Source organism: Nonomuraea sp. NPDC048892 (genome assembly GCF_040649735.1).
Taxonomy (GTDB): Bacteria; Actinomycetota; Actinomycetes; order Streptosporangiales; family Streptosporangiaceae; genus Nonomuraea; species Nonomuraea maheshkhaliensis.
This window is the reverse complement of sequence record NZ_JBEZFZ010000023.1, coordinates 64,323-87,148: the sequence shown is the minus strand read 5'-3', so window position 1 is coordinate 87,148 and position 22,826 is coordinate 64,323. Positions and strand designations below refer to the sequence as shown.

Below are 22,826 nucleotides of genomic sequence, written 5' to 3'. Positions count from 1 at the left end.
AGGGCCGGTGCATGTCGCATGACGTCGGCTGGCGTCGGTGGGATCAAGCCGCCGGGCGGGCCGTCGAGCTCCGGATTATGAGCTCGGCAGGAAGCTCCCGATGCGGTCGCTCGATCTCGTCCCCGTTCAGGGCCCCGATCAGCATCGTCGCCGCCTGCCGGCCGATCTCGAACCGATCGACCGCGATCGTCGTCAGGGCCGGCGCGAGCAGATGGGAGGTCGGCAGATCGTCATGACCGACCACGCTGAGATCGCGGGGGATCCGCAGCCCGGCCTCGGCCGCGGCGTCGTAGACGTAGTGCGCCAGCAGGTCGCTGTCGGTGATGACGGCGGTCGGACGGTCGGTCTTCGCGAGTGCGCGGACCACTCGCCCGATCGTCTCGTCGGCGGTGCTGCCGGCGATGACTTGGGGCGGCAGCCCCGCGGCCTTCATCATCCGGCGGAACAACGACACCCGCTCCGAGGCCGACGACAGCCCCGCGTTGGCGAGCAGGCCGATCCGGCGATGCCCGAGCCCGAGCAGATGGTCGACGGTCGACGGCTCGACCCGGCCCGCGATCGGCGTGAACGCCATCAACGCCCAGCTGCCGGTCAGCGATGTCGCGGTGTACGCGAACACCGTCCGAGGCGGCGGGTTCGGCTACAGCGCGAACGTCACCTTCAGACGGGAGCCCCAACGCTGACACCTCCAGGGCAGCGGATCGGCCGCGTGCGGGCAGGGTGAGCGATCGACGCGCTGTCCGCGCCGGATCGCTCTGCCAGGGACTACGGCCGGCCGCGGGCTCTACCAGCACTCGTCGGTATGCCGGAAAATGTCCGCCATGGGGTCCTCGTTGATTTTGGCCAGTCTGCCGTTCGCCATCGGCATCGTCATGCTCGGTCTGGGCCTCAGCCTCACCGTGGACGACTTCAGACGGGTGGGCCGGTATCCGAAGGCGGCCGTGGTCGCGTTGCTGTGCCAGGTCGTGCTGCTGCCGGCGATCTGCTTCGGCCTGGTGCTCGCCTTCCGGCTGCCGCCGGAGGCGGCGGTCGGGATGTTGCTGGTCGCGGCGTCGCCCGGTGGCCCCGCGGCCAATCTCTTCAGCCACCTGTTCGGCGGGAACGTCGCGCTGAACGTCACGCTCACCGCGATCAACTCGGTGCTGGCCGTGGTCGCACTGCCGGTCGTGGTGAACCTCTCGGCCGGGTTCTTCCTGCCCGACGGGGCCGCCATCGGGCTGCAGTTCGACAAGATCCTTCAGGTCTTCTCGATGGTGGTCGTGCCGGTCGCGATCGGGATGCTCGTACGCGGGCGGGCGCCGGGGCTGGCGCGGCGGCTCAACCTGCCCGTCCGGGTGCTGTCGATCGTGGTGCTGGCCGCGGTCATCTACGCCGTGCTGTACGCGGAGCGGGACAATCTTTTCGGCTATTTCGTCGCGGTCGGGCTGGCCGCGCTGGCCTTCAACATCGTGAGCCTGCTGGTCGGCTATGGCGTGCCCCGCCTGGCCGGGGTCGATCACCGCGCGGCGACCGCGGCCGGGTTCGAGATCGGCATCCACAACACCGGTCTCGCCATCACGATCGCGCTGAGCCCGACGCTGCTGAACAGCGCCGGGATGGCCGTCCCCGGCGCGGTGTACGGCATCATCATGTTCTTCACGGCGACCGGGTTCGGCTGGTTGATCAGCCGCCGGCGCGGGGCGCAGGCCGACCGATCCGTCACGCCCGTCCGGCAGCCGACGTGACCGGGCCCGCCCACCCCGTCCGGCCCGGCGGCGAAGGCCCGGCCGGGGCCGGTTCGCTGCGGCTCCAGGTCCTCGGCCCGCTGCGGCTGTGGCGTGACGGCGCCGAGCTGGATGCCGGACCACGGCAGCAGGCGCAGGTGCTGGCCCTGCTCCTGGCCCGTGCCGGCCATCCGGTCAGCACGGGGGAGCTGATCGACCTGATCTGGGCGGACGACGCTCCAGCCAGCGCGCTCAACCTCATCCAGAAGTACGTCGGCGCCCTGCGACGCATGCTCGAACCCGGGGTCGCCGCCCGGGCGGCCGGTTCGTACCTGCACCACCGGGGCAACGCGTACGTGTTCAGCGCCGCCCCCGGCACGCTGGACCTCGCCACGTTCAGAGAACTCCGCGAAACCGCCCAGAGCGCCCTCGCCCAGCAGGCTCACACGGTGGCGCTCGACCACTACGTCGAAGCGATCGGCCTCTGGCGTGGCCCCGCCGGGGACGGACTGTCCTTCGGGCCGGCGGCGACCCCGATCCTGGCCGCCCTCGACGACGAGTTCTACGAAGCCTGTGTGGCGGCGGCCGACCTGGCCGTGGCGTCCCGCCGGCCGGAGCGGGTGATCCCGTCGTTGCAGCTCGCCGCGTCGATGGCGCCGTTCCACGAACCCGTGCACGCCGCTCTCGTCACCGCGCTCGGCGCCGCCGGACGGCAGGCGGAGGCGCTGGCGGCGTTCCACGCGGTCCGCGACCGCCTCGCCGAGGAACTCGGCATCGACCCCGGCCTCGCGCTGCGGGCCGCGCACCTCCGGGTGCTGACGCAGACCCCGGCGCCGCCGGTGGTGACGAGCACGAGCAGTCAGGACGACCGAGGATCGGCGAGGCAGACGGCCGGCCTGGTCGGCCGGAGCGAGGAGCTCGCCGTGTTGCGGCAGGCCATCGAGGCGGCGCTGACCGGCCGCACCGGGCTCGCCATCGTCGAAGGCGAGCCTGGCTCGGGCAAGACGCGCCTGCTGGAAGAGGCCACCGCCGGTCGGCATGACGCTTTCGTCGTCTGGGCTTCCTGCCTGGAAGGCGACGGAACGCCGTCGATGTGGCCATGGGAGCAGGCGCTCACCGTCGTCCTCGACAGCCTGCCCGCGTTGACGCGCGAGAAGTGGCTGGCCAGCGAGCTCGGCCGCCTGCTCGAAGCGCGCGACGACGACGCCGCGCCGCCGCTCTCCGGCGGCCGCGCCCAGTTCCGCCTGTTCGAGCAGGTGGTCACCTTCATTGGGCAGGTCTCGGCGGAACGGCCCGTGCTGCTCGTCCTGGACGATCTGCAGTGGATCGACGCCACCTCGCTCCAGCTGTTCAACCACCTGGCGAGCCGGCTGCCCGCCGGCACCGCGATCATCGGCGCCCTCCGCGACCGCGCGCCCGCACCCGGACCAGGCCTCTCGCGGGCGCTGGCCGCCGCGAGCCGGCTGCCCCATCACTACAGGATCCACCTCAGCCCGCTCGGCCTGACCGACGTGGCCGAGCTCATCCGCCGCGAGACCGGCCACGAGCCCGGCGCGGACATCGCCCGCAACATCCACGTACGCACCGCCGGCAATCCCTTCTTCGTCCGCGAACTGTCGCGACTCCTCAGCGACCGAGGCGCGCTCGGCGGCGATTACGGGGTCAGCGGCGATGACGCGCCGGCCCGGGCCACAGGGGTGCCGTCCACTGTGCGCGACGTCGTCCGCGATCGGATGTCGGGCCTCGACGACAGCGCTCGCGACCTGCTCAGGATCGCCGCTTTGATCGGCCGCGACGTCGACCTCGGCCTGCTCGCCCGGGCCGCCGGCATCGACGTCGCGGACTGCCTCGAACGCCTCGAACCGCTGCGCGCGCTCGGCCTGCTCGAAACCGGGCCGGAGGATCCGTTCTCGTGGCGCTTCGCGCACGACCTGGTGCGTGAATCGATCACCGAGACCACGGAGCAGCCGCGCGCCGTCCGGCTGCACCTGCGGGTCGCGGACGCGCTCGAAGACAGCCGGGCGGACGACGAGTCCATCACCGAACGCCTCGCCTTCCACCTGCGTGCCGCAGGTCCGCTCGCCGACCCGGCCCGTACCGTGGAGGCGCTGAAGCGGGCCGGCCGCCGCGCGACGACCAAACTCGCCTTCGCCGCCGCCGATCGGTACCTGGAGACGGCCGCCCAGATCGCGCGGAACGCCGGGCTGCCGGAGCTCGAACTGTCCGCCCTCTCCCTCCTCGCCATCGCCCCGCGCCGGCAGGCCGGATTCGGCGGCACCACGTTCGACCTGCTGGAGCGGGCGGAACTGCTGGCCCGCCGGCTCGGCAGGGAGGTCGAGGCCGCGGGCCTGCTCTTCGCCCGCCTCTTCGGCGCGTACACCTTCCTGGAGTGGGACCGCGTCCGCCTGGTCCGCCGGCTGTACGAGCAGGGGGAGGCGTCCGCCGACGCGGTCGTCCGGGTGTACGGCCGGCAGGCATGGGGCCTGCACCAATGGGACGTCGGCCAGATCGGCGCGGCGTTCCGCTGCTTCAGCGAGAACGATCCCGCCCTGCTCGACGGGGTCGTCTCCGCCCACAGCGAGTCCCCGATCCGGCGTGACGTCTCGGGGGAGTGGCCCGGCTGGCATGCCGTCGTCACGGCCCTGCACGGCGACGTCGAGGCGGCGCAGACCATCATCGACAAGTGGAACGGCCCCGACGACTCGTACGCGGTCGCGACCTGGGTCTACTACACCACGATCATCGCGTCGATGGCCGGGGACGCGGGCTGGGTGCTGCGCACGATCGATCGGTGGATGACCGCGGGCACCGGCCGCGCGGCCGTCCAGCAGGAGCACTACATCCGGCTGATCTGGAACTGGGCGTGTGCCCTCGACGGCGACGACCCGGCCGGTGTCGCCGCGGAGACCGACCGGCTCCTGGCCGCGACGCTGGTCGACCCGCCGCGCTGGGGCGTCGCCTACCACCACGCGCTGAGCGCCGAGATGTGGCTGGCGGCCGGGCGTCCGGACGCGGCGGGCGTCGCCCTCGACCGGGCGGACCAGGCCCTCGACGCCTACGGTCAGCGCTACGCCGAAGGGCTGGTCCTGCTGCTGCGAGCGCGGCTGCTGCACGCCCGTGGCGAGTCCGCGGAAGCCGTGCGAACGGCCGCGGAAGAGGCCCGCGACCGGTCCCGTGAACGCGGCTCCCACCTGTTCGCCCGCCGCGCCGAGAAGTTCCTCGCCGAACTCTGACCGCCCTGTAAGCGTCTGCCCGCGTCTGTCCCGCGGCACTTCCTCACGACTGACCTGCCGGATTCAGTGATCGTCAAGTGCCCCGGACCTACGCTGACCTGCAATTCGAGGTGCATACGTGAAAGGACCACCACCATGACGAGCACTCGCCGGGCGGTGCTGGCCGGATCCGCCGCGGTCGCGACCGGTGCCCTGCTGGGGACGCCCGAGGCGCAGGCGCGGACCCGCCAGGAAGCCAAGCCCAAAGCCAAGCCCACCGTGGTGCTCGTGCACGGCGCGTTCGCCGACTCCTCCGGCTGGAACGACGTCAGTGCCAGGCTCATCCGCGACGACTTTCCCGTGATCGCCCCGGCGAACCCGCTGCGCAGCGTGGCCGCCGACTCCGCCTACCTGGCCTCCGTACTCGCCACGATCAGCGGCCCGATCGTGCTCGTCGCGCACTCCTACGGCGGGATCGTCGTCACGAACGCCGCGACCGGCAACAAGAACGTGAAAGCGCTGGTCTACGTGGCCGCCTTCGCGCCCGACCAGGGCGAGTCGCTGCTGGATCTGCAGACGAAGTACCCCGGAAGCAAGCTCGACGAGGCGGCGCTGGACTTCCGCCCGTACAGTGACGGCCTCGTCGACGGATACATCAAGAAGGACGTGTTCCACGACGTCTTCGCCAAGGACGTGCCCAGGGCGACCACCGACCTGATGCAGGCCGGCCAGCGCCCCGCCGACGCGCGCACGCTCGGGGAGCCGTCCGGGGCTCCGGCGTGGAAGAGCATTCCCTCCTACTACCTCGTCGCCAGGAACGATCAGGTGCTCCCCGCCGCCGCGCAGCGGTTCATGGCGCGGCGGGCCCAGTCACGGATCCATGAGGTCGGCGCCTCCCACGTCGCGATGATCTCGCAGCCCTCGGTGACCGCCGACCTCATCAGAAGCGCGGCGCGCTGACCTCCGGCCGCCGGAAAAGCCGCCGGAAAAGACGATGCATCAGCACGCGTACGAGGGCCAGTGCACCGCAGAAGAGGACCGGCACACCCTCGCCAGATCACCCGTCCGCAACCCGAGACCGGCCCTGTTCGCGCTGGCCCTGGGCACCTTCGCGATCGGCACCGGCGAATTCGGCAGCAACGGCATCATCCAGCTGTTCGCCGCCGACCTCGGGGTGTTCATCCCGGTCGCGACTCACGCGATCACCGCCTACGCCCTGGGAGTCGTGCTCGGCTCCCCGGCGATCACCCTGCTCGCCGCCCGGGTCAACCGGCGCACCCTGCTGCTCGGCCTGATCGTGCTGTTCCTGCTCGGCAACGGGCTCTCCGCGCTGGCGCCGAACATCGAGCTGCTGGTCGTCTTCCGGTTCGTCAGCGGCAGCGTGCAGGGCGCGTTCTTCGGCGCCGGCGCCGTCGTCGCCGCGTACCTGTACGGCCCCGGCCAGGGCGGCAAGGCGTTCGCCACCGTGATGGGCGGCCTGACCGTGGCCACCATCGCCGGCTCGCCGCTCGGCACGTTCATCGGCCAGAACGCCGGCTGGCGCGCCATGTTCTGGGCCGTCCTCGCCCTCGGCCTGCTGGCCGGCGCCGCTCTGCTGGCCTGGCTGCCGCGTACCGGCGACCTGCACGGCGGCTCCGTCACGAACGAACTGGCCGCCCTGCGCCGGCTCGACGTCTGGCTGATGGGGGCCGTCGCGGCGCTGGGCATCTCCAGCATCTTCGCCGTCTACACCTTCATCGGCCCGTTCGTCACCGACGCGGCGCGGCAGGACCCCGCGCTCATCCCGGTCGCGCTCGCCGTCTTCGGCCTCGGCATGGCCGCCGGCAACCACCTCGGCGGACGCGTCGCCGACCGGCACGGGCACCTCGGTCTGATCTGGGGGTACGGCGGCGCGCTGGCCCTGCTGGTGCTGATCGGCGTGGCCGGCGGTCATCTGGCGATCCTGCTGCCCTGCCTGTTCGGCGTCGGCGCGACCATGATGTTCGCGATCCCCACCATCCAGGTCCGGCTGACCGGCTTCGCCCCGGGAGCTCCGACCCTGATGGGCGCGCTCAACCTGGCCGCGCTCAACCTGGCCAACTCGCTCGGGGCGATCGGCGGCGCGCTCACCCTCGACGCCGGCTGGGGAACCCTGTCCACCGTCTGGGCCGGCTTCGCCCTCACCACAGCCGGCCTGCTGCTCTACCTCGCGACCGTCGCCAGGGCGAACCGGGCGGCCGGCTTCCCGACCCGGCGGGGCGCGCCACATCCCTCGAAGCAACCGTAAGGAGCGATCTCCCATGCCCACCCGAGTGAACCGGCAGACCGTCGATCTGTCCGCCTACCCCGATCTCCTCGTCCTCTACCTCGGCATGCGCGTGAACCACCTGTACGGGATCAGGACCTTCTTCAGCTTCGGCCGGAAGATCAGCGAGTCCGTCGCGGGCGAACCGGACGGGCTGCTCCTGCACGAGCCCGTGTACTACTCGTTCTTCCCGATGAACATGGGGATGCGCCAGTACTGGCGTGACCTGCCGTCGCTGCTCGCCTTCGCTCGGTCCGAGCCGCATCGGCAGTGGTGGCTGGACTTCCTGCGCGACTCGGGCGGCACCGGTTTCTGGCATGAGACGTACTCGGCCAAAGGCGGCATGGAGGCCGTCTACGACGACGTTCCCAAGCCGCTCGGGTTCGGCCGGTTCGCCGGGATCCAGCCGGCTCGTGGCCCCATGTTCGGCTCCGCGGCGCGCTTGAGACGTTCCGACGACGGGAGCCCGGCTCTCAGTGAGCGGGATCTCTACGGGCTCTAGCCGTTCGGACCCGCGCAGGGAGGTCCATCCGTGGGGAAATCGGCCCATGCGGAGATCGCGAAGCCGTCGCCGTCCGTTCGGACCTCGGCGGCTCCGTGCCCCGGCCAGTGGGCCGGGATGACGAGCTCGCGCAGCTCGGCGGCGCGGGCGAGGTGGGCGCGGCGCGTCTCGGCGGCGAGCCGGAGGTCGTCGCAGAAGCAGCTGTTCCAGCGGGGTTCGAGGACCTGGACGGGGCTGTGCAGCATGTCGCCGACGAAGACGGCGCGGTCGGCGCCCGAGCGCAGGGTGAGGACGGACGAACCGGGGGTGTGACCGGGCGCGGCCTCCAGCAGCAGGTTGCCGTCGATGCGGTGAGCGCCCTCCCACAGCACCGCCTGCCCGGCCCGCTGGACAGGGGCGATGCTGTCGTTGAAGACCAACTTGCTGCCCTCCCAGCGGATCCGCTCGTGCTCGTCGCGCGGAGCCCGGCGGCGATGGTCGCCGTCCGGGTCGAAGTAGAGGTGGTCGAGCCGGGGGATCAGGTACGTGGCGTTGGGGAACGTGGGCACCCACGCCTCGTCGCGCCACTCGGTGTTCCAGCCGACGTGGTCGTAGTGGATGTGCGTGTTGACGACGACGTCCACGTCCTCGGGCGCCACGTCGGCCGCGCGCAGGCGGGCGAGATAGTCGGTCTTGAGCCCGGCGAACTGCGGGACCTGCGGGCGCTCCCTGTTGTTGCCGACCCCCGTGTCCACCAGGATGACCTTGCCCTCGCTGCGCAGGACCCAGGTTTGGATGTGGCAGCGGTAGGCGTCGTCGGCCGGGGTCCAGAAGTCCGGCGCCAGCCATTCCTGGTTGCGCCGCCAGACCTCCTCGTCGCTGTCCGGGATGATGAAGCGGGCGGTACGGATGGGGCCGGACCACTCGATGACGCGGGTGATCCGGACATCGCCGAGAACGATGCTGTGCTCGGGCATGGACGGTTACTCCTCGAACTACGGGATGATGCGGGCGCGGGTCGGTCAGGGGCCGTAGCGGGCGAGGAACGTCCGTACGGCCTCCTCGATCACCACCTCCGCGGCGGGTTGGCCGGCGACCTCCTCCGCGAAGGCCATGACCCCCGGCCACACGAGGAACTCCTGCACCAGACCCATGAACTGACGCGCCGCGAGGTAGGTGTCCTGACACCGGAGGAGGCCGCGCCCGGCCAGGTCGTCCAGGCAGGCGGCGAACGCCGCCGCGACCGGCCCCTTGCCCAGCCGGTAGAACTCGTCCGCGATCCACGGCAGCCGCCCGGACTCGGCGACCACGAGCCGGGCGAAACGGATCTGGTCGGTCTCGGTGGCGAAGCGCTGGAGCGACCGGGCGAACCCCCGTAGCACGTCCTCGGCGCTCGCGCCGCCGTCCCACTCGATGCCCCGCCGGTCAGGCCCGTCGAAGGCCGCCCAGTGATGGCGGACCATCTCCCTGAAGACCGTCTCCTTCGCGCCGAAGCGGTTGTAGACGGTCTGCCGCGAGACGCCGGCCCGCTCGGCGACCCGCTCCAACGTGACGCCGTCGTAGCGGTCGGCCAGGAAGAGCTCCTTCGCCGCCGCGAGGATCTTCTCGTCGGAGCCCGGCGTGCGCGCCCTTGGCCCGCTGCCGCTCGTCCGCTGCTCCTTCACGCCGTCGCGCTCCTCGCTCGCACACTGCCGCGCCGCCTGTTCGCTCCGAGCGGCTGTGCTTGTACTTTACAGTACAGTCCAATTTCGCTGCTGACTTCTGTCATACGGGACCGGTGACACAGCCCACTGACCTCCGCCGAGCGGAACGCTCATCCTGGGCGCCATGACCATTCGTCGATTCAGCACGTTCGCCTCGCGGCTGGGAGCCGCGACTCTGACCGCCGCACTGACCGCCGCACTGACCGCCGCACTGTTCGCGGCGGGACCCGCGGCCGCCGCCGAGGACGGTGGCCTCGACCGGCAGCGGCTGCGCCAGACGCTGGACGCCGTGCACGAGGCCGGCATGTACGGCATCTACGCGAACGTCGTGGACGGCCGGCGCAGCTGGAAGGGCGCCGCAGGCGTCGCCGACGCCGAGACCCGCCGCCCGGTACGTCCGGAGATGGTGCACCGGGCCGGGAGCATCACCAAGTCGTTCGTCGCCGTGGCCGTGTTACAGCAGGTCGGCAAGGGCACGATCGAGCTCGACGCCCCCATCGGCCGTTACCTGCCCGAGCTGATCCCGGGCGAGCGCGGGCAGCGGATCACCGTACGGATGCTGCTCAACCACACCAGCCACATCGCCAACCACGCCGACGTGATCTTCCCGACGGTCGAGAGCCTGGACGCCAACCGCTTCCGCGCCTTCCAGCCGGAGGAGCTGGCGCGGGCGGGGCTCGGCGCACCCGCGACCGGGGAGCCGGGGGCGACCCCCGGGTCGTACTCGAACACGAACTACGTCATCGCCGGCCTGCTGCTGGAGAAGGTGACGGGCACGAGCGCCGAGCGCTACATCACCGACCACGTCTTCCGCAGGGCCGGGCTGCGGCACACCTCGTTCCCGCGGACGCCGCACATCCCTGGGCCCAGCTCCAAGGCGTACGAGGCGCTGTTCGGCTACTTCGACCCGCCCCGCGACTACAGCGTCTACAACATGTCCTGGGCCTGGACGTCGGGCGCGGTCGTCTCGACGATGGAGGACCTCAACCGGTTCTTCCGGCTGCTGCTGCGCGGCGACCTGCTCGACGCGAGCCTGCTCGCCGAGATGCAGGAGACCGTGCCCATCCGGTCGCTCGCGGGCGCCGTGCTCGACTACGGTCTCGGGATCTACCCCCTCGACCTGCCGTGCGGCCGGTTCTGGGGGCACGACGGTAGCGTCCCCGGCATGGACACCTTCGCCTTCTCCCACGCCGCAGGCGGCCACCAGTTCGCCTTCGGCGTCAACCTGAGAAACTACCGGCAGCTCGACGAGAACGGCTTTCCCGTCGCGCACGCCATCGACTTCGCGATCGGCGACCACCTGCGGGAGGCGGCGTGCGGGTCCGGCGCGGGAACGGCGGCCAGGGCGGCGCGGCCGTTCCCGATGATCGGCGTGGACGGGGGCACGGCCACCCCGTGACCCGCCCGCTCACGGGCACGATCACGGGCACGCTCATGGGCCCGCTCATGGGCCCGCTCATGGGCCCGCTCATGGACAGGGAGGACGGTAGGGAAGACCGGGCAGGCGGCGGGCCCATTCCGCCGGGCTGATCACGGGATGGGCGAGCGCGCAGGCCTGCCGGGCGGCGTGGCCGGCGTCGGTCTCCCAGAGCCGGACGGTCGCGTCGACGCCGCCGGTGGCCAGCGTGCGGCCGTCCGGGCCGAACGCGGCGGCGTACACCCGATCGGTGTGGCCGCTCAGCGTGACCATGGCGTCGGTCCTGCCGGTACGCGTGAGGTCCCACAGGCGCACGGTGGCGTCGAAGCCGGCGGAGGCGAGCAGCCGGCCCCCCGGCTGGAAGGTCACGGCGGCGACGGAGCCGGCGTGGCCGGTCAGCGGCACGGGCGGCGACTGGGCGGGCCGGGCGGCGAGGTCGTGGAGCAGGACCACGCCGTCCGCGCCCGCTGAGGCCAGCCGGCGGCCGTCCGGGCTGAACGCCACGTCGTTGACGGCGTTGCGGTGGCCGCTCAGCGTGGTGGTGACGGCCGGGTGGCGGGTGTCGGTGACGTCCCACAGCCGTACGGTGCGGTCGGCGCTCCCGGTGGCCAGGGTGCGGCCGTCGGGGGAGAAGGCCACCGCGAGAACCGTGTCGCCGTGCCCGGTGACCGTCGCCAGCGGCCGGGGGTGGCGCGGATCGCTCACGTCCCACGTCCGCAGGGCGCGGTCGGCGCCCACGGTGACCAGCGTCCGCCCGGACGGATCGAAGGCGGCCGAGTACACGTTGTCGGTGTGGGCCCTGATGGTGGCGAGCGGGCCGGCGCGCCCGCCGGCACCGGCCTGCCAGAGCCGGACCGTGAAGTCGAGGCCGGCGGTGGCGAGCACCTTGCCGTCCGGCCGCCACACCGCGCGGACGATGCCGTCGGTGTGACCGGTCAGTACGGCCTGCGGCGCGGGCGGATGCCCGGGGGTCAGGCTCCACAGCCGCGCCGTCCGGTCTGCCCCCGTGGCCAGGGTTCGGCCGTCGGGGCTGACGGCGACCGTGTAGACGGTGCCGTCGTGTCCCCCGATCAGCGGCGCCCCCAGGTGCCACAGCCGGACATTTCCCTCTCTGGAGGTGGTGGCGAGCGTGTCGCCGCCGGGCTGGAACTCCGCGGCGAGGACCGTGTCGGCGTGCCCGGTCAGGGTCAGAGGGCGGCTCGCGGGTCGCTGGAGGTCCCACAGCCGTACGGTCATGTCGTAGCCGCCGCTGGCCAGCCGCCGGCCGTCCGGGCTGAACGCCAGCGCCGCGACGCCGTTGGTGTGCCCGGTGAGGGTGCCGGCCGGCTTCGGCTCGCGCGGGCGGGCGACGTCCCAGAGCCGGATCGTGTTGTCGAAGCCGGAGGTGGCGAGCGTACGGCCGTCGGGGCTGAAGCGCGCGGCCAGGATCGCGGCGGTGTGGCCTTCGAGGGCGGCCAGGCGCCGGGGGCGGCGCGGATCGGCGACGTCCCACAGCAGCGCGGTGTTCCCGGGCCCGGCCGTGGCCAGGACGTCCGCGGACGGGGCGAAGACCGCCGTCGTCATCGTGCCGGGCTCGACGGGCAGCTCGGCGGCCAGGTGCGGATGCGAGGGGTCGGAGACGTCCCACAACCGGGGGACGCCATCGTGGCCCGCCGTCGCCAGGGTGTGGCCGCTCGGGCTGAACGACACGTGCCGGATGCCCTGGGTGTGGCCGGTCAGCACGGCCAGCGGGCGGGGCGCGCGCGGGTCGGTCGCGTCCCACAGCCGGGCCGTGCGATCGTCACCGGCCGTGGCCAGGAGGTGTCCGCCGGGGGCGAACCTCACCGCCAGCACCGCCCCGGCGTGACCGCGCAGCACCGGCAGGGCCTCCGGGCGATGCGGACGGCGTACGTCCCACAGCCGGATCGTCCTGTCGGTGCTCGCCGTGGCCAGCAGCCGTCCGCCGGCCTGAAACGTGGCCCCGTAGACGGCGTTCTCGTGACCGGTGAGCAGCGTCGCCGGCATTCCGGCCACCGCGCTGAGCAGGCCGCCCCTGGCCTCGGCGGTGGGTAACAGCCGGTAGGCGGCCAGGGCGAGCTGCGCGGCCAGGCCGGGATCGGTGGCGCGCAGGGCGCCGGCGTCCGTCGCGGTCTTGCGCGAGAGTGCCTGGTCACGCTGGTACGTGGCGGTGCGCTCCGCCTCGGCGGCGGCACGCTGGGCGCGTACCGCCAGGACGGACGCGACCAGGGCCAGCACCAGCAGGGTCGCGAGCGTGGCGACGACCTGGTGCAACCGGCGGGTCCGCCGCCGGGACTGGCGCACGCTCGCCTCCAGGAACTCCCGCGCGTCGGCCGGAAGCCGCCCGTCATAGCCGGCGGCCCACTCCTGCGCCGCGACCAGGCGCCCGCCGCGATAGAGCGCGTCGGGGTCGCGGCGCAGCCGCACCCAGACCGCGGCGTCGGCGGCGAGCCTGCGCGCGAGGACCAGCCCGGCACGGTCGGCGTCCACCCAGGACCGCAGCAGCGGCCAGGCGCGCAGCAGGGCCTCATGGCTGATCTCTACGGTGTCCGCGTCCGCGGTGATGAGCCGACGCGCGACGAACCGGTCGAGCACCTCCTCCATCTCGGCCGCCTCCTCGCCGTCGCAGCCGTCGAGCAACTCCGCCACGGTGGCCCTGCGCCGGGTGTCGCCGGTGTCGGGCGCGACGTGCACCAGGTGCAGGAAGAGGCGGCGGGCCAGCTCGCGGCGGCGGCCGGAGAGCCCGTTGTGCACGGCGTCCGCGCTGGCCGCCACCGCGCCCTCGATACCGCCCACCGCGCGGTAGGCGGCCACGGTCATGCTCCGGCCCTGGCCCTGGTGCCAGGTGGTGTAGAGGGCGTGCGACAGCAGGGGGAGCACGCCGACCTCGTGCGCCCCGCCGGCCTGATGCGCTTTGTTGTCGGTCTGGTACGCCCCGCCGCCGACCTCGGGTGCCCCGCCGCCCCCGGCCGGATGTGTCCCGCCGCCGGTCTGGTGCGCCCCGCCGCCCACGGCCGGGGCGACCTGCCGCAGCAGCAGCTCGACCAGGCCGTCCTCGATCTCGACGCCGGCGCGTCTGGCCGGCTCCACGATGGCCTCGCGCAGTTCTGGCTCCTCCATCGGGCCGACGGCGAGCTGGCCGTCCTGCGCGAGCGCGACCAGCTCGGGATGCCGCAACGCCGCCGCGTAGAAGTCGGCACGCAGCCCCAGCAGGACGAGCGCGCCGCCGGGCGGCGTGGCCGCGGCGCGTACGGCGGCGATGAAACAGCGCCGCTCCGCCTCGTCCCCGCACGCGGTGAACACCTCCTCGAACTGGTCCACCACCAGCACCAGCGCCCCGCCACCCGCCCCTCCGGCATACCGGGCGGCGGCCTCGGGATCCTCGCGGACGGCGGCGTACCGGGTGGCGGTCCCGGGATCCTCGCGGACGGCCGCGGCGGCGTACCGGGCGGCGGCTCCGGGATCCTCGCGGATGGCGGCGGCGACCTCGTCCGCCGGCACGCCGGCCAGGGCCGCCAGCCGGACGGCCAGCTCGGTGACCGGCCGCGCACCGGGGACGATCACGACCACCGGCCAGCGCGCGGAACCGGGGATGGCGCCGTCACGGAGGGCCGCGACCACGCCGGCCCGCAGCAGGGACGACTTGCCCGACCCTGAGGGCCCCACCACCAGCCGCACGCCTCCGCCCGCCGCCCTCATCCCGGCCACCTGCTCGATCAGCCGGTCGGTCAGCGCCCGCCGCCCGAAGAACCAGCCCGCGTCCTCCGGCTGGTACGCGGCCAGCCCTCGATACGGCTCGGGACCGGCGACGCGGCGCCCGGGTGCCCGCCGTACCCGCCGCCAGGCGGCCAGCCAGGCATCGGTCTGTGCCGGATCGGCCACGCCGCACGCTTCGAGCACCCGTACCAGCAGGTCACGCGACGACGTCGAGGGCAGCCCCCGGCCGGCGAACCAGTCACCGAGGGTGCTGTGCGCGCCGTACGCGCCGGCCTTGGCCGCCACCTGCCGTACGGTCAGCCCGGCCCGCTCGCGCAGCGACGAGAGCTCGCGCCCGAACTCCTGACGGGTGGCGATCCTGCCCGGATCGGGACGATCCGGAACGGCGTGGGCGGATGGTGACACACGGCCTCCTCTGCAGTCGTGCGGCTACGCGCCGTCGTCCGGCGTCACCTGTATGTCGCCGGCCGATCACAACTGGTTACAACCACCCATCTCACCTTGTACGGCCTTGTACGGATGATTCGGCCCCAGTTGCGGCCTGGGCGCATGCCGCCGCACGGTCGGCCTATCGGCGGCCGGCGTAAGGAGCCGGCCGCGGGGGGGCGGGGGGGGGGGCCCCCCCCCCCCGGGCCCAACAACCAACGGTGGACGCGCAAGAGAACATCGACAAACACCCCCCCGCGCGCCGCCCCGCCGCGCCGCCAACACCACGGGGGGGGCGGGGCGGCGGCCGCCCCCGGGCGCGCGTGGGGGGGGCGGGCGTCCGCCCCCCCCCGCGGCCGGCATTCAGAGCCGGCCACCCACGGTCTCGAACATCAACGGAGGGTCCACGCTCATGACAGCATCGACTTCCGCCCCCGGCCGGCTCGCCGCGCGGCTCCTACGACACCTGGGACGGCGAGGGGCGTCGTTCCTCACGTCCGCGCTGATCGTCGCGCTCGTCCTCCCCGCCGGCACGGCCCGCGCCATCGCGGACGTCGCCGTGAACCTGCACCTGACCGGCTTCTACGGCTCGGTGGCCGTCCACGTCAACGGGCCGCGCGTCGCCACCTGCTCCGTCTCGAACTGCGTGCACCTGGTCCCCTTCGGATCGAACGTGCGACTCATCCCCGACGGAGACGTCACCAACTGGGGTCCGGGGCCCTGCCAGTCCGTGTTCGGCACCGATCCCTGCGACTTCACGGCGCTGTCGAACATCGGCTTCCAGGTGTCCTTCCTCGGTTAGCGGACGATCTCACCCGCTGGCGCCGCCTCGCAGCCCGTCGATGACGACGGAGAGGATCGGCCCCAGCGGGTCTTCCTTTCTGCTCATGCACGCGGACATCAGCGCCCTGATGTCCGCGTAACCGACATCGGCCCGTACGTTGCCCGCCTTCTGGGCGGTGGCGAGCAGTTCGTGCAGCCGGCCGCACAGGTCGGCGCCCGCGCGTTGACCGAGGGCGTCGAGCCGGCGCTCGGTTCCGGCCAGTTCGGCGAGCCCGCAGTCGGACGCGCCCTCTCGTACCAGGGCGGTGAAGAGGGCGAAGAAGGCGGTGCCGGGGTCTTCCCTGCGGGCGATCTCGTCGGCCTCGGCGGTGAGCCGTACCAGCCGGTTGGACATGATCGCGACGAGGAGATCCTCTTTCGTGGGGAAATGCCGGCTCACCGTCCCGGTGCCGACCCCGGCGCGGCGGGCGATCTCGTGCACCGGTACGGACAGGCCCTCGGTGGCGAACACCTCGGCCGCCACCTCCAGGACGCGGGCGCGGTTACGCCGTGCGTCGGCCCGCAACGCGCGCTCGTCCGTCATGGTCGGCACCTCTCCGTCGACAAGCGGGACGGCCATCCCGTATAGTTCCAAACAAGCGGGACGCCCATCCCGATTCTAGGAGGTCCTCGCATGGCCGACCAACTCACTTTGGGGCTCATCGGCAGCGGCAACATCGGCGGCGCACTCGCCCGGCTCGCCGTCGACGCCGGTCTGAACGTCGTCCTCAGCAACTCCCGAGGCCCGGAAACCCTGGCCGACCTGGTCGCGGAGCTGGGCCCACGGGCCCGCGCCGCCACTCCGGCGCAGGCGGCGGCAGCAGGAGACTGGGTCGTGGTCGCGGTGCCGCTGAAGCACCACCGCCGGGTCCCGGCGGCGCCGCTGGCCGGCAAGGTCGTGCTCGACACCACCAACTACTATCCCGAACGCGACGGCTCGATCGCCGAGCTGGACGCCGAGCAGGTCACGACCAGCGAACTGCTCCAGCGGCACCTGCTGGACAGCGAGGTCGTCAAGGCGTTCAACAACATCTGGGTCAAACACCTGCTCTCACTGCCGCGCCCGGCCGGGGCGCCCGCCCGTTCGGTGCTGCCGATCGCCGGTGACACGACGGAGGCCAAGGCCGCCGCCACCCGGCTGATCGACCTGCTCGGCTTCGACGTCCTCGACACCGGCCCGCTCGCCGACAGCTGGCGCTTCCAGCGCGACGCTCCCGCGTACGTCGGGCTGTACTTCAAGGATCAGCAGGAGATGACCGCGGATGACCCCGGCGGTCCGGTCACCGCCGACGAACTCCGCACGGCACTGGCGGCGGCCGTACGTCCGGGAGAAGCGGCATGAAAGCCGTCATCTACCGCAAGATCGGCGACCCCCTCCGTCCTGGAACTCATCGAGCGTGACGTGCCCGAACCCGGCCCCGGCGAGGTCCGCATCCGCGTCCACGTCTCGGGCGTCAACCCGACCGACTGACCGCCGCTGCCCAGACCGCCGTACAGAACCACGCGGTGGGCAAGGTGGCCGTCGACCCTCGCCAGCTTGGTCCGGGCATTCGCATGAATTCCCGACCGCCGGCTGCCAGAGCGGTATTGAAGAAGCGGCGGGAAAGGGACACGCGAACCCCTTTCCGCCGCACCAGGTCATACGACTTGGTCGTGTGTCGCCATCGTGACGGGGCTTCGATCTTCACCCAGCACGGTGTTCCGTCGCTACGGCGCCGGGGTGAAGCGGGCGCGGAGGTCGGGGCGGAGGTAGGCGGCGGGGGAGGCGATCGACAGGCCGCCGTCCACCGGGAGGGTCACGCCGGTGATGAACGAGGCCGCGGGCGAGGCCAGGAAGGCGACCGCTTCGGCCACGTCCTGCGGGGTGCCGGTGCGGCCGATCGGGTAGCCGTCCGCGGCGTGCTCCAGGTCTTCGCCGCCGATCAGGCCCGGGGCGACGACGTTCGCCCTGATTCCGGCCGGGCCGTACTCCAGGGCGATCTGGCGCATCAGCGCGTCCAGCCCGCCCTTGGCCGCCGCGTACGCGGGCAGGCCGGGAGCGGACAGGAAGGAGTTGACCGAGCCGACCGCCACCACCGCCCGCGTCAGGTGCGGCAGGGCCGCGCGGCACAGGTGGAAGGCGGCGTCCAGGGTCGCTCCGATGGCGGTCTGCCACTGTTCGTCGGTGGTCCTGGTGATCGGCGCGACCGGCATCACGGCCGTGGCCAGTACCAGGACGTCGAGTCCGCCGAGGGTGTCCACGGCCGTGCGGACCACCCGGTCGGCCTGCTCCGGGGCGGACAGGTCGGCCGTTTCGAAGCGGGTGTAGACCGGGTTGTCACAGGGGTCTAGGCCGGTGCCGATGACGCGGTGGCCGTCGCGGGCCAGGGCCTCGGCGATGGCGAGCCCGATCGGGGAGTTTCCGCCGGCGAGGAGGGCGGTGGTCATCCGGCCCCCAGGCGCGGGGTGGTGTTGCGGTCCTCCGTTGAGGGGCGGGTCCCGGTGCCGGCAGGGCGGGTCATGCTGCGCCCAGTTCCGGCAGGGCGGCCAGGACCTCGTCCAGGGCGGTCAGGGTGCCGGGGTCGAGGGGCCTGGCGGGGGAGCGGACGGTCGCCGACTCGATCAGGCCGCGCCGTACCAGCACCTCCTTGTGCACCGCCCAGGCCAGGCCGGGCTGCATGCCGAAGCGGATCAGCGGGAGCAGCCGGGCGAAGGTGTCCTGCCGGGGCTCCTTCAGTATCGGCGCGAGCAGGTCGGTGAACTCGCAGGCGGGCATCGTGCCGACCGCTCCGCGCGCGTACTCCTCCAGGCAGAACAGCGCGTTCTGGCCGCCGAACACCGCGAAGTCGCCGCCCACCTTGGCGGCGACGGCGCCGACCTTGGGCGCGGTGGGCGGGGCCTCGATCTTGACCGAGGTGACGCCGTCGAGCTTGCTCAGCTCCACGATCAGCGACTCGGGCATGGACACGCCGGTGGCGCCGGGCGCGTCCTGGACCATCACGTCGATGCCCCCCCGCTCGGCCACGACGCCGTAGAAGTCGACGAGCTGCGCCCCCGACGGCTTGACCAGGTACGGCGGCAGCACCATCAGGGCGTCCGCGCCTCCTTCCGCCGCGGCCAGGGCCTGCTCCACCGCGGTCGCCGTGCTGGTCGAGCCGACTCCGGCGACCACAGGGCGGGATCCGGCCGCCTGGCGCACCTCGGTCAGGATCCGGGCGCGCTCGGGGGTGGTGAGCGCGAAGCCCTCGCTGGCCATGCCGAACACCGCGACGCCGTCGGCGCCGGCGGCGAACTGCCACTCGGTCAGCCGGCGCAGGCTGGGCACGTCCAGCTCGCCGGCCGCGGTGAACGGCGTAGCCAGAATCGGGATAAGTCCGGAAATGGGCACTTACGACTCCTCTTTCAGGGTGGTGATGTCGACCTCCACGCCCAGCCCGGGACCGGAGGGAAGGGGAAAGCCGCCCGGACCGCCGGGCAGCGGCGCGGTGAGAATCGCGCCGGCCACCTCGCAGGTGGTGGGCTGGTACTCGAAGAGGGAAAGGTTCCCGAGGGCCGCGCTGACGTGCAGTCCCGCCGCCAGGGCGACGCCCAGCCCGGTCGAGTGGTGCGGCGCCACCGGCACGTGGTGCGCCGCGGCCAGCTCGGCGATGGACATCAGCTCGGTGATCCCGGTACGCCCGACGTCCGGCTGAGCCAGGCCCAGCGCGCGCCGCGACAGCCAGTGCGCGAACTCGTAACGATTGCGCAGCGTCTCGCCCACGGCGATCGGCAGCTCGGCTCGCCGCACCAGCTCCCGGTGCCCCTCCACGTCCTCGGGCGCGAGCGGTGCCTCCAGGAACAGGGCCCCGCGCTCGGCCAGGCCGCGCGCCAGCCGTACCGCCGAAGGCACGTCGTAGACCCAGTGGGCGTCCACGGCCACCCGCAGGCCCGACGCGGCGACCGCGTCCACGGTGGCCAGGTCCTCCTCGACGCCGTGGCCGAGGTGGAGCTTGACCGAGATGGCGCCCTTGGCGGCCCACTCCTTGGCCAGGGCCGCGCGTTCGTCGTCGGTCGGGCGGGGCAGGCCGCTCACGTACACGGGGACGTTCTCCCGGAACGCGCCGCCGAGCAGGGCCGCGACGCTCAGCCCGGTGAGCTTGCCGGCCAGGTCCCACAGGGCGATGTCGACGGCGGCGAGCGCGTCGGCCTGGTGCCCGGTCAGGTGACCGCGTTCGCGCATCAGGCCGCTCAGCCGCTCCCACAGCGGCCGGACCCGGGTGGGGTCCTGGCCGATCAGCGCGGGGGCGAGCAGCCTGTCGACGATGGCCGCCGGCACCTCGGGCGCGACGGGGGCCAGGGCCTCGCCCCAGCCTGTGGTGCCGTCCTCGCAGGTGATCGAGACGAGCAGCGTCTCGAACCGGGCGGAGTAGAGGCTGCGCCACGGCGGGCGCAGGAAGTAGTCCTCCTCCTGTGGCGGGGTGCCCAAGTAGGCGGCCTCGTGCCGGATCTTCACCGGGAAGCAGCGCACTTGACGGATTTGCGACATGTGCGCCACGATCCCACATAGTGCACGGCGATTGCAATGGAGACAGGATGGCATCCGATCAGGGCAATAATCAGAGCGTAGAGAGGGCGATCTCCGTGCTCCGGGCGTTCTTGACCGGTCGCCCCGAGCTACGCGTGTCGGACGTCGCGAAGGCCACCGGGCTGGGCACGTCCACCGCGTCGCGGCTGCTCGCCACGCTGGAGACGCTGGAGTTCGTCGAGCGCGACGAGGTGAGCGGCCTCTACCGGCTCGGCACCGCGCCGATCACGCTCGGCGGGGTGGCGCTGAACCAGCACCCGGTCCACCGCGAGGCGCGGCAGATCGCGCAGGACCTCGCCGCGGCCCTCGGCCTGGGCGTGAACGTGGCGATCAGGCGGGACGACTCGATGTTCTACCTGGCCAACTTCGAGGGCAGGCTGGCTCCGCGCTCCTTCGTCCTGACCGGCCAGCGCAAGCCGCTGTACGCCACGGGCATCGGCAAGTGCCTGCTGCTCGGCCTGACGGCGGCCGAACGCCGCGCGTTGCTGCCCGAGATGCCGCCGTTCACCCCGAGCACGATCACCGCCCACGACCGCCTGGACGAGGAGCTGGCCACCGTGCTCGGCCGCGGCTACGCGACCGAGGTCGAGGAGCTGGCCTTCGGCCGCGCGTGCGTGGCCGCGCCGATCCGCGACCGGTCCGGCGCGGTGGTGGCGGCTATCTCCATCTCCGGGCCGCTGTCGGCGATCGACCTGGCGGCCCGCGAGGCCGAACTGGCCAGGACGATCATCGAGACCGCCGACTCCGTCAGCATCGGCCTGGGGTACGTCGGCCCCGCCCACCTGCTGGGCAGCCAGACATGAGGAAGCTGACCAACGGGCAGTTCGCCTGGTTGCTGATGGCGCCGGGTGTGGCGCTGTTCCTCGCGATCATCGCCTACCCCCTGGTGTCCGCGCTGGTCACCGGCTTCTTCGAGCAGAGCCTGGTGCGTCCTGGACGGACGTTCGTCGGTCTGGCCAACTTCGCCGACCTGCTCGGCGGGGACTTCTGGCCGGTGCTGCGCAACACGCTGGTCTTCACCATCGGCGCGAGCGTGATCCCGTTCGTGCTCGGCTACATCCTGGCGCTCGCGCTCAACTCCGGGCTGCCCGGCTGGCTGCGCGGCGTGTTCCTGTTCCCCTGGGTGATCCCGGCCGTGGTCGTGTCGTTCCTCTGGCTGTGGATCTTCAACGCGAACTACGGCGTGCTGAACGGGCTGCTGGGCACCGAGATCAGCTGGCTGGGACAGCCCGGCACGGCGATGGCCGCGGTGATCGTCACCAAGACGTGGGCCAGCTTCCCCTGGATGATGGTCATGCTGCTCGCGGGTCTGCAGACGATGCCGAAGGAGTTGCACGAGGCCGCCTCCGTGGACGGCGCGGGCACGATCCGCCGGTTCAGGTCGGTCACGGTGCCGCACATGAAGGGCATCGCCGGGATCGTCTTCCTGCTGGAGTTCATCTGGAACTTCCAGCACTTCGACACCATCTACGTGCTCACCGGCGGCGGCCCGGCCGGCGCCACCAAGACGTTCGCGGTGGCCGTCTACGACACGGCGTTCAAGGGGTTCGACCTGGGCCACGCCACCGCCCTGGGCGGGCTGTGGATGGTGCTGCTGCTCGTGCTCATGGTGTTCTACCTGCGCAAGGAGGCGTCATGACGGTGACACTGAGTGCGTCCGTGCCGGCGACCAGGGCCGGGCGGCGAAGGCCGGTCAACCGCTCCCGCGTGGCGGCCTGGATCGCCGTCCTCGTCATCGGCCTGTTCGGCCTGGCGCCGGTCTACTGGCTGGTGGTCACGGCGCTCACCCCCGACGAGCGGGCCTTCAGCTTCCCGCCGTCGCTGATCCCGACCGAGATCACCTTCGAGCACTTCGCCCGGCTGGCGGAGAACCAGCAGCTTTTCCGATATCTGGCGAACAGCGTCATCGTGTCGGTGATCACCGCGATCCTCAGCGTGATCGTGTCGGCGTACATGGCCTACGCCTTCTCCAAGTTCCGTTACCGAGGCCGCAAGTCGCTCATGCACCTCGTGCTCGCCTCGCAGCTCTTCCCGCAGGCGCTGCTCCTGGTCACCCTGTACGCCGTCTTCAGCGCCACCGGCCTGCTCGGCAGCTATGCCGCGCTGATCCTGTCGTTCACCACGTTCACGCTGCCGCTGTGCGTGTGGATGCTGAAGGGCATCTTCGACACGGTGCCGTCCACGCTGATGGAGGCGGCGGCGATCGACGGCGCCTCGCGCTGGCGGACGCTGCACACGATCGGGCTGCCGCTCGCCGCGCCGGGGCTGATCGCCGCGGGCCTGTTCGCGTTCGTCCGCGCCTGGAACGACTTCATCTTCGCCCTCACCCTCGCCGACCCCGAGCGGCAGACCCTGCCGCCGGGGCTGGTGCACACATACCTCGGGGAGTTCCAAACCGCCTGGCCAGACCTCATGGCCGCGTCGTTCGTCGTCTCGCTTCCTGTCATCGCCGCGTTCATGTTCCTGCAGCGATACCTGGTGGGCGGGCTCACGGCCGGCGCGGTCAAGGGATAGGAGATCC

At 72.4% G+C, this 22,826-nt stretch carries 19 protein-coding genes; 11 read left to right on the top strand and 8 right to left on the bottom strand.

The features are described from left to right. Positions 1-43: 43 nt before the first annotated feature. Entirely contained in the window at positions 44-619 is a 576-nt protein-coding gene (locus tag AB0C28_RS43855) for a substrate-binding domain-containing protein (RefSeq protein WP_358081769.1), read from the bottom strand. A 202-nt stretch (positions 620-821) separates the two neighbouring features. On the opposite strand from AB0C28_RS43855, the gene AB0C28_RS43850 reads away from it, so the two are divergent. The 5 genes from AB0C28_RS43850 to AB0C28_RS43830 all read left to right on the top strand — a co-directional run bounded on the left by AB0C28_RS43850 (position 822) and on the right by AB0C28_RS43830 (position 7,701). Then, positions 822-1,724: a bile acid:sodium symporter family protein gene (locus AB0C28_RS43850; RefSeq protein WP_358081766.1), complete on the top strand. Its 903-nt coding sequence runs from the start codon at positions 822-824 to the stop codon at positions 1,722-1,724. Then, complete coding sequence (locus tag AB0C28_RS43845) at positions 1,721-4,936, top strand: BTAD domain-containing putative transcriptional regulator (protein WP_357861287.1); 3,216 nt, start codon at positions 1,721-1,723, stop codon at positions 4,934-4,936. The genes AB0C28_RS43850 and AB0C28_RS43845 overlap by 4 nt, the downstream gene beginning before the upstream one ends. 135 nt (positions 4,937-5,071) lie before the next feature. Beyond that, the gene (locus tag AB0C28_RS43840; protein WP_357861290.1) at positions 5,072-5,875 is read left to right on the top strand and encodes an alpha/beta hydrolase; all 804 of its coding nucleotides are present in this window, start codon (positions 5,072-5,074) and stop codon (positions 5,873-5,875) included. A 34-nt stretch (positions 5,876-5,909) separates the two neighbouring features. Continuing rightward, complete coding sequence (locus AB0C28_RS43835; RefSeq protein ID WP_358081763.1) at positions 5,910-7,181, top strand: MFS transporter; 1,272 nt, start codon at positions 5,910-5,912, stop codon at positions 7,179-7,181. Positions 7,182-7,194: 13 nt separating this feature from the next. Next, positions 7,195-7,701: a DUF4188 domain-containing protein gene (locus tag AB0C28_RS43830; RefSeq protein ID WP_357861296.1), complete on the top strand. Its 507-nt coding sequence runs from the start codon at positions 7,195-7,197 to the stop codon at positions 7,699-7,701. On the opposite strand, the gene AB0C28_RS43825 is transcribed toward AB0C28_RS43830, so the two are convergent. After that, complete coding sequence (locus tag AB0C28_RS43825; RefSeq protein WP_358081761.1) at positions 7,698-8,657, bottom strand: MBL fold metallo-hydrolase; 960 nt, start codon at positions 8,655-8,657, stop codon at positions 7,698-7,700. The genes AB0C28_RS43830 and AB0C28_RS43825 overlap by 4 nt on opposite strands. 45 nt (positions 8,658-8,702) lie before the next feature. Beyond that, positions 8,703-9,344, bottom strand: a complete 642-nt coding sequence (locus AB0C28_RS43820) for a TetR/AcrR family transcriptional regulator (RefSeq protein ID WP_358081758.1) — start codon at positions 9,342-9,344, stop codon at positions 8,703-8,705. 163 nt (positions 9,345-9,507) lie between these two features. On the opposite strand from AB0C28_RS43820, the gene AB0C28_RS43815 reads away from it, so the two are divergent. Further along, positions 9,508-10,782 carry a serine hydrolase domain-containing protein gene (locus tag AB0C28_RS43815; RefSeq protein ID WP_358081755.1) on the top strand — a complete coding sequence of 425 codons (1,275 nt, stop codon included), beginning with the start codon at positions 9,508-9,510 and terminating at the stop codon, positions 10,780-10,782. Between the two features lie 69 nt (positions 10,783-10,851). Here the strand turns inward: AB0C28_RS43815 and AB0C28_RS43810 are convergent, their stop codons facing one another. Continuing rightward, positions 10,852-14,919 carry a helix-turn-helix domain-containing protein gene (locus AB0C28_RS43810; RefSeq protein WP_358081752.1) on the bottom strand — a complete coding sequence of 1,356 codons (4,068 nt, stop codon included), beginning with the start codon at positions 14,917-14,919 and terminating at the stop codon, positions 10,852-10,854. Positions 14,920-15,352: 433 nt separating this feature from the next. Between AB0C28_RS43810 and AB0C28_RS43805 the strand changes: the two genes are divergently transcribed. After that, on the top strand, positions 15,353-15,742 hold the full coding sequence (locus AB0C28_RS43805) for a hypothetical protein (protein WP_357861309.1): 390 nt from the start codon (positions 15,353-15,355) through the stop codon (positions 15,740-15,742). 9 nt (positions 15,743-15,751) lie between these two features. On the opposite strand, the gene AB0C28_RS43800 is transcribed toward AB0C28_RS43805, so the two are convergent. Beyond that, on the bottom strand, positions 15,752-16,306 hold the full coding sequence (locus tag AB0C28_RS43800; RefSeq protein WP_357861312.1) for a helix-turn-helix domain-containing protein: 555 nt from the start codon (positions 16,304-16,306) through the stop codon (positions 15,752-15,754). Between the two features lie 90 nt (positions 16,307-16,396). Here AB0C28_RS43800 and AB0C28_RS43795 point away from each other — a divergent pair, with 90 nt between their 5' ends. Continuing rightward, complete coding sequence (locus AB0C28_RS43795; protein ID WP_358081750.1) at positions 16,397-17,104, top strand: NAD(P)-binding domain-containing protein; 708 nt, start codon at positions 16,397-16,399, stop codon at positions 17,102-17,104. A gap of 365 nt (positions 17,105-17,469) precedes the next feature. Here the strand turns inward: AB0C28_RS43795 and AB0C28_RS43790 are convergent, their stop codons facing one another. The 3 genes from AB0C28_RS43790 to AB0C28_RS43780 form a co-directional block, all read right to left on the bottom strand. Continuing rightward, a complete protein-coding gene (locus AB0C28_RS43790; protein WP_357861319.1) occupies positions 17,470-18,189 on the bottom strand; it encodes an SDR family NAD(P)-dependent oxidoreductase in 720 nt (239 codons plus the stop codon). A gap of 70 nt (positions 18,190-18,259) precedes the next feature. Next, positions 18,260-19,129 (bottom strand): dihydrodipicolinate synthase family protein, encoded by an 870-nt coding sequence (locus AB0C28_RS43785; protein WP_358081747.1) that lies wholly within the window; start codon positions 19,127-19,129, stop codon positions 18,260-18,262. Continuing rightward, positions 19,130-20,266 carry a mandelate racemase/muconate lactonizing enzyme family protein gene (locus tag AB0C28_RS43780; protein WP_358081744.1) on the bottom strand — a complete coding sequence of 379 codons (1,137 nt, stop codon included), beginning with the start codon at positions 20,264-20,266 and terminating at the stop codon, positions 19,130-19,132. Positions 20,267-20,313: 47 nt separating this feature from the next. Between AB0C28_RS43780 and AB0C28_RS43775 the strand changes: the two genes are divergently transcribed. Genes AB0C28_RS43775 through AB0C28_RS43765 form a run of 3 tightly spaced genes read left to right on the top strand, consistent with a single transcriptional unit; the run spans position 20,314 to position 22,819 of the window. Continuing rightward, positions 20,314-21,108: an IclR family transcriptional regulator gene (locus tag AB0C28_RS43775; protein WP_358081740.1), complete on the top strand. Its 795-nt coding sequence runs from the start codon at positions 20,314-20,316 to the stop codon at positions 21,106-21,108. Beyond that, positions 21,105-21,944, top strand: coding sequence for a sugar ABC transporter permease (locus tag AB0C28_RS43770; RefSeq protein ID WP_357861330.1), 840 nt, complete (start codon positions 21,105-21,107; stop codon positions 21,942-21,944). Before AB0C28_RS43775 ends, AB0C28_RS43770 begins: the two co-directional genes overlap by 4 nt. Further along, entirely contained in the window at positions 21,941-22,819 is an 879-nt protein-coding gene (locus tag AB0C28_RS43765; RefSeq protein ID WP_357861333.1) for a carbohydrate ABC transporter permease, read from the top strand. The genes AB0C28_RS43770 and AB0C28_RS43765 overlap by 4 nt, the downstream gene beginning before the upstream one ends. Positions 22,820-22,826: the final 7 nt, after the last annotated feature.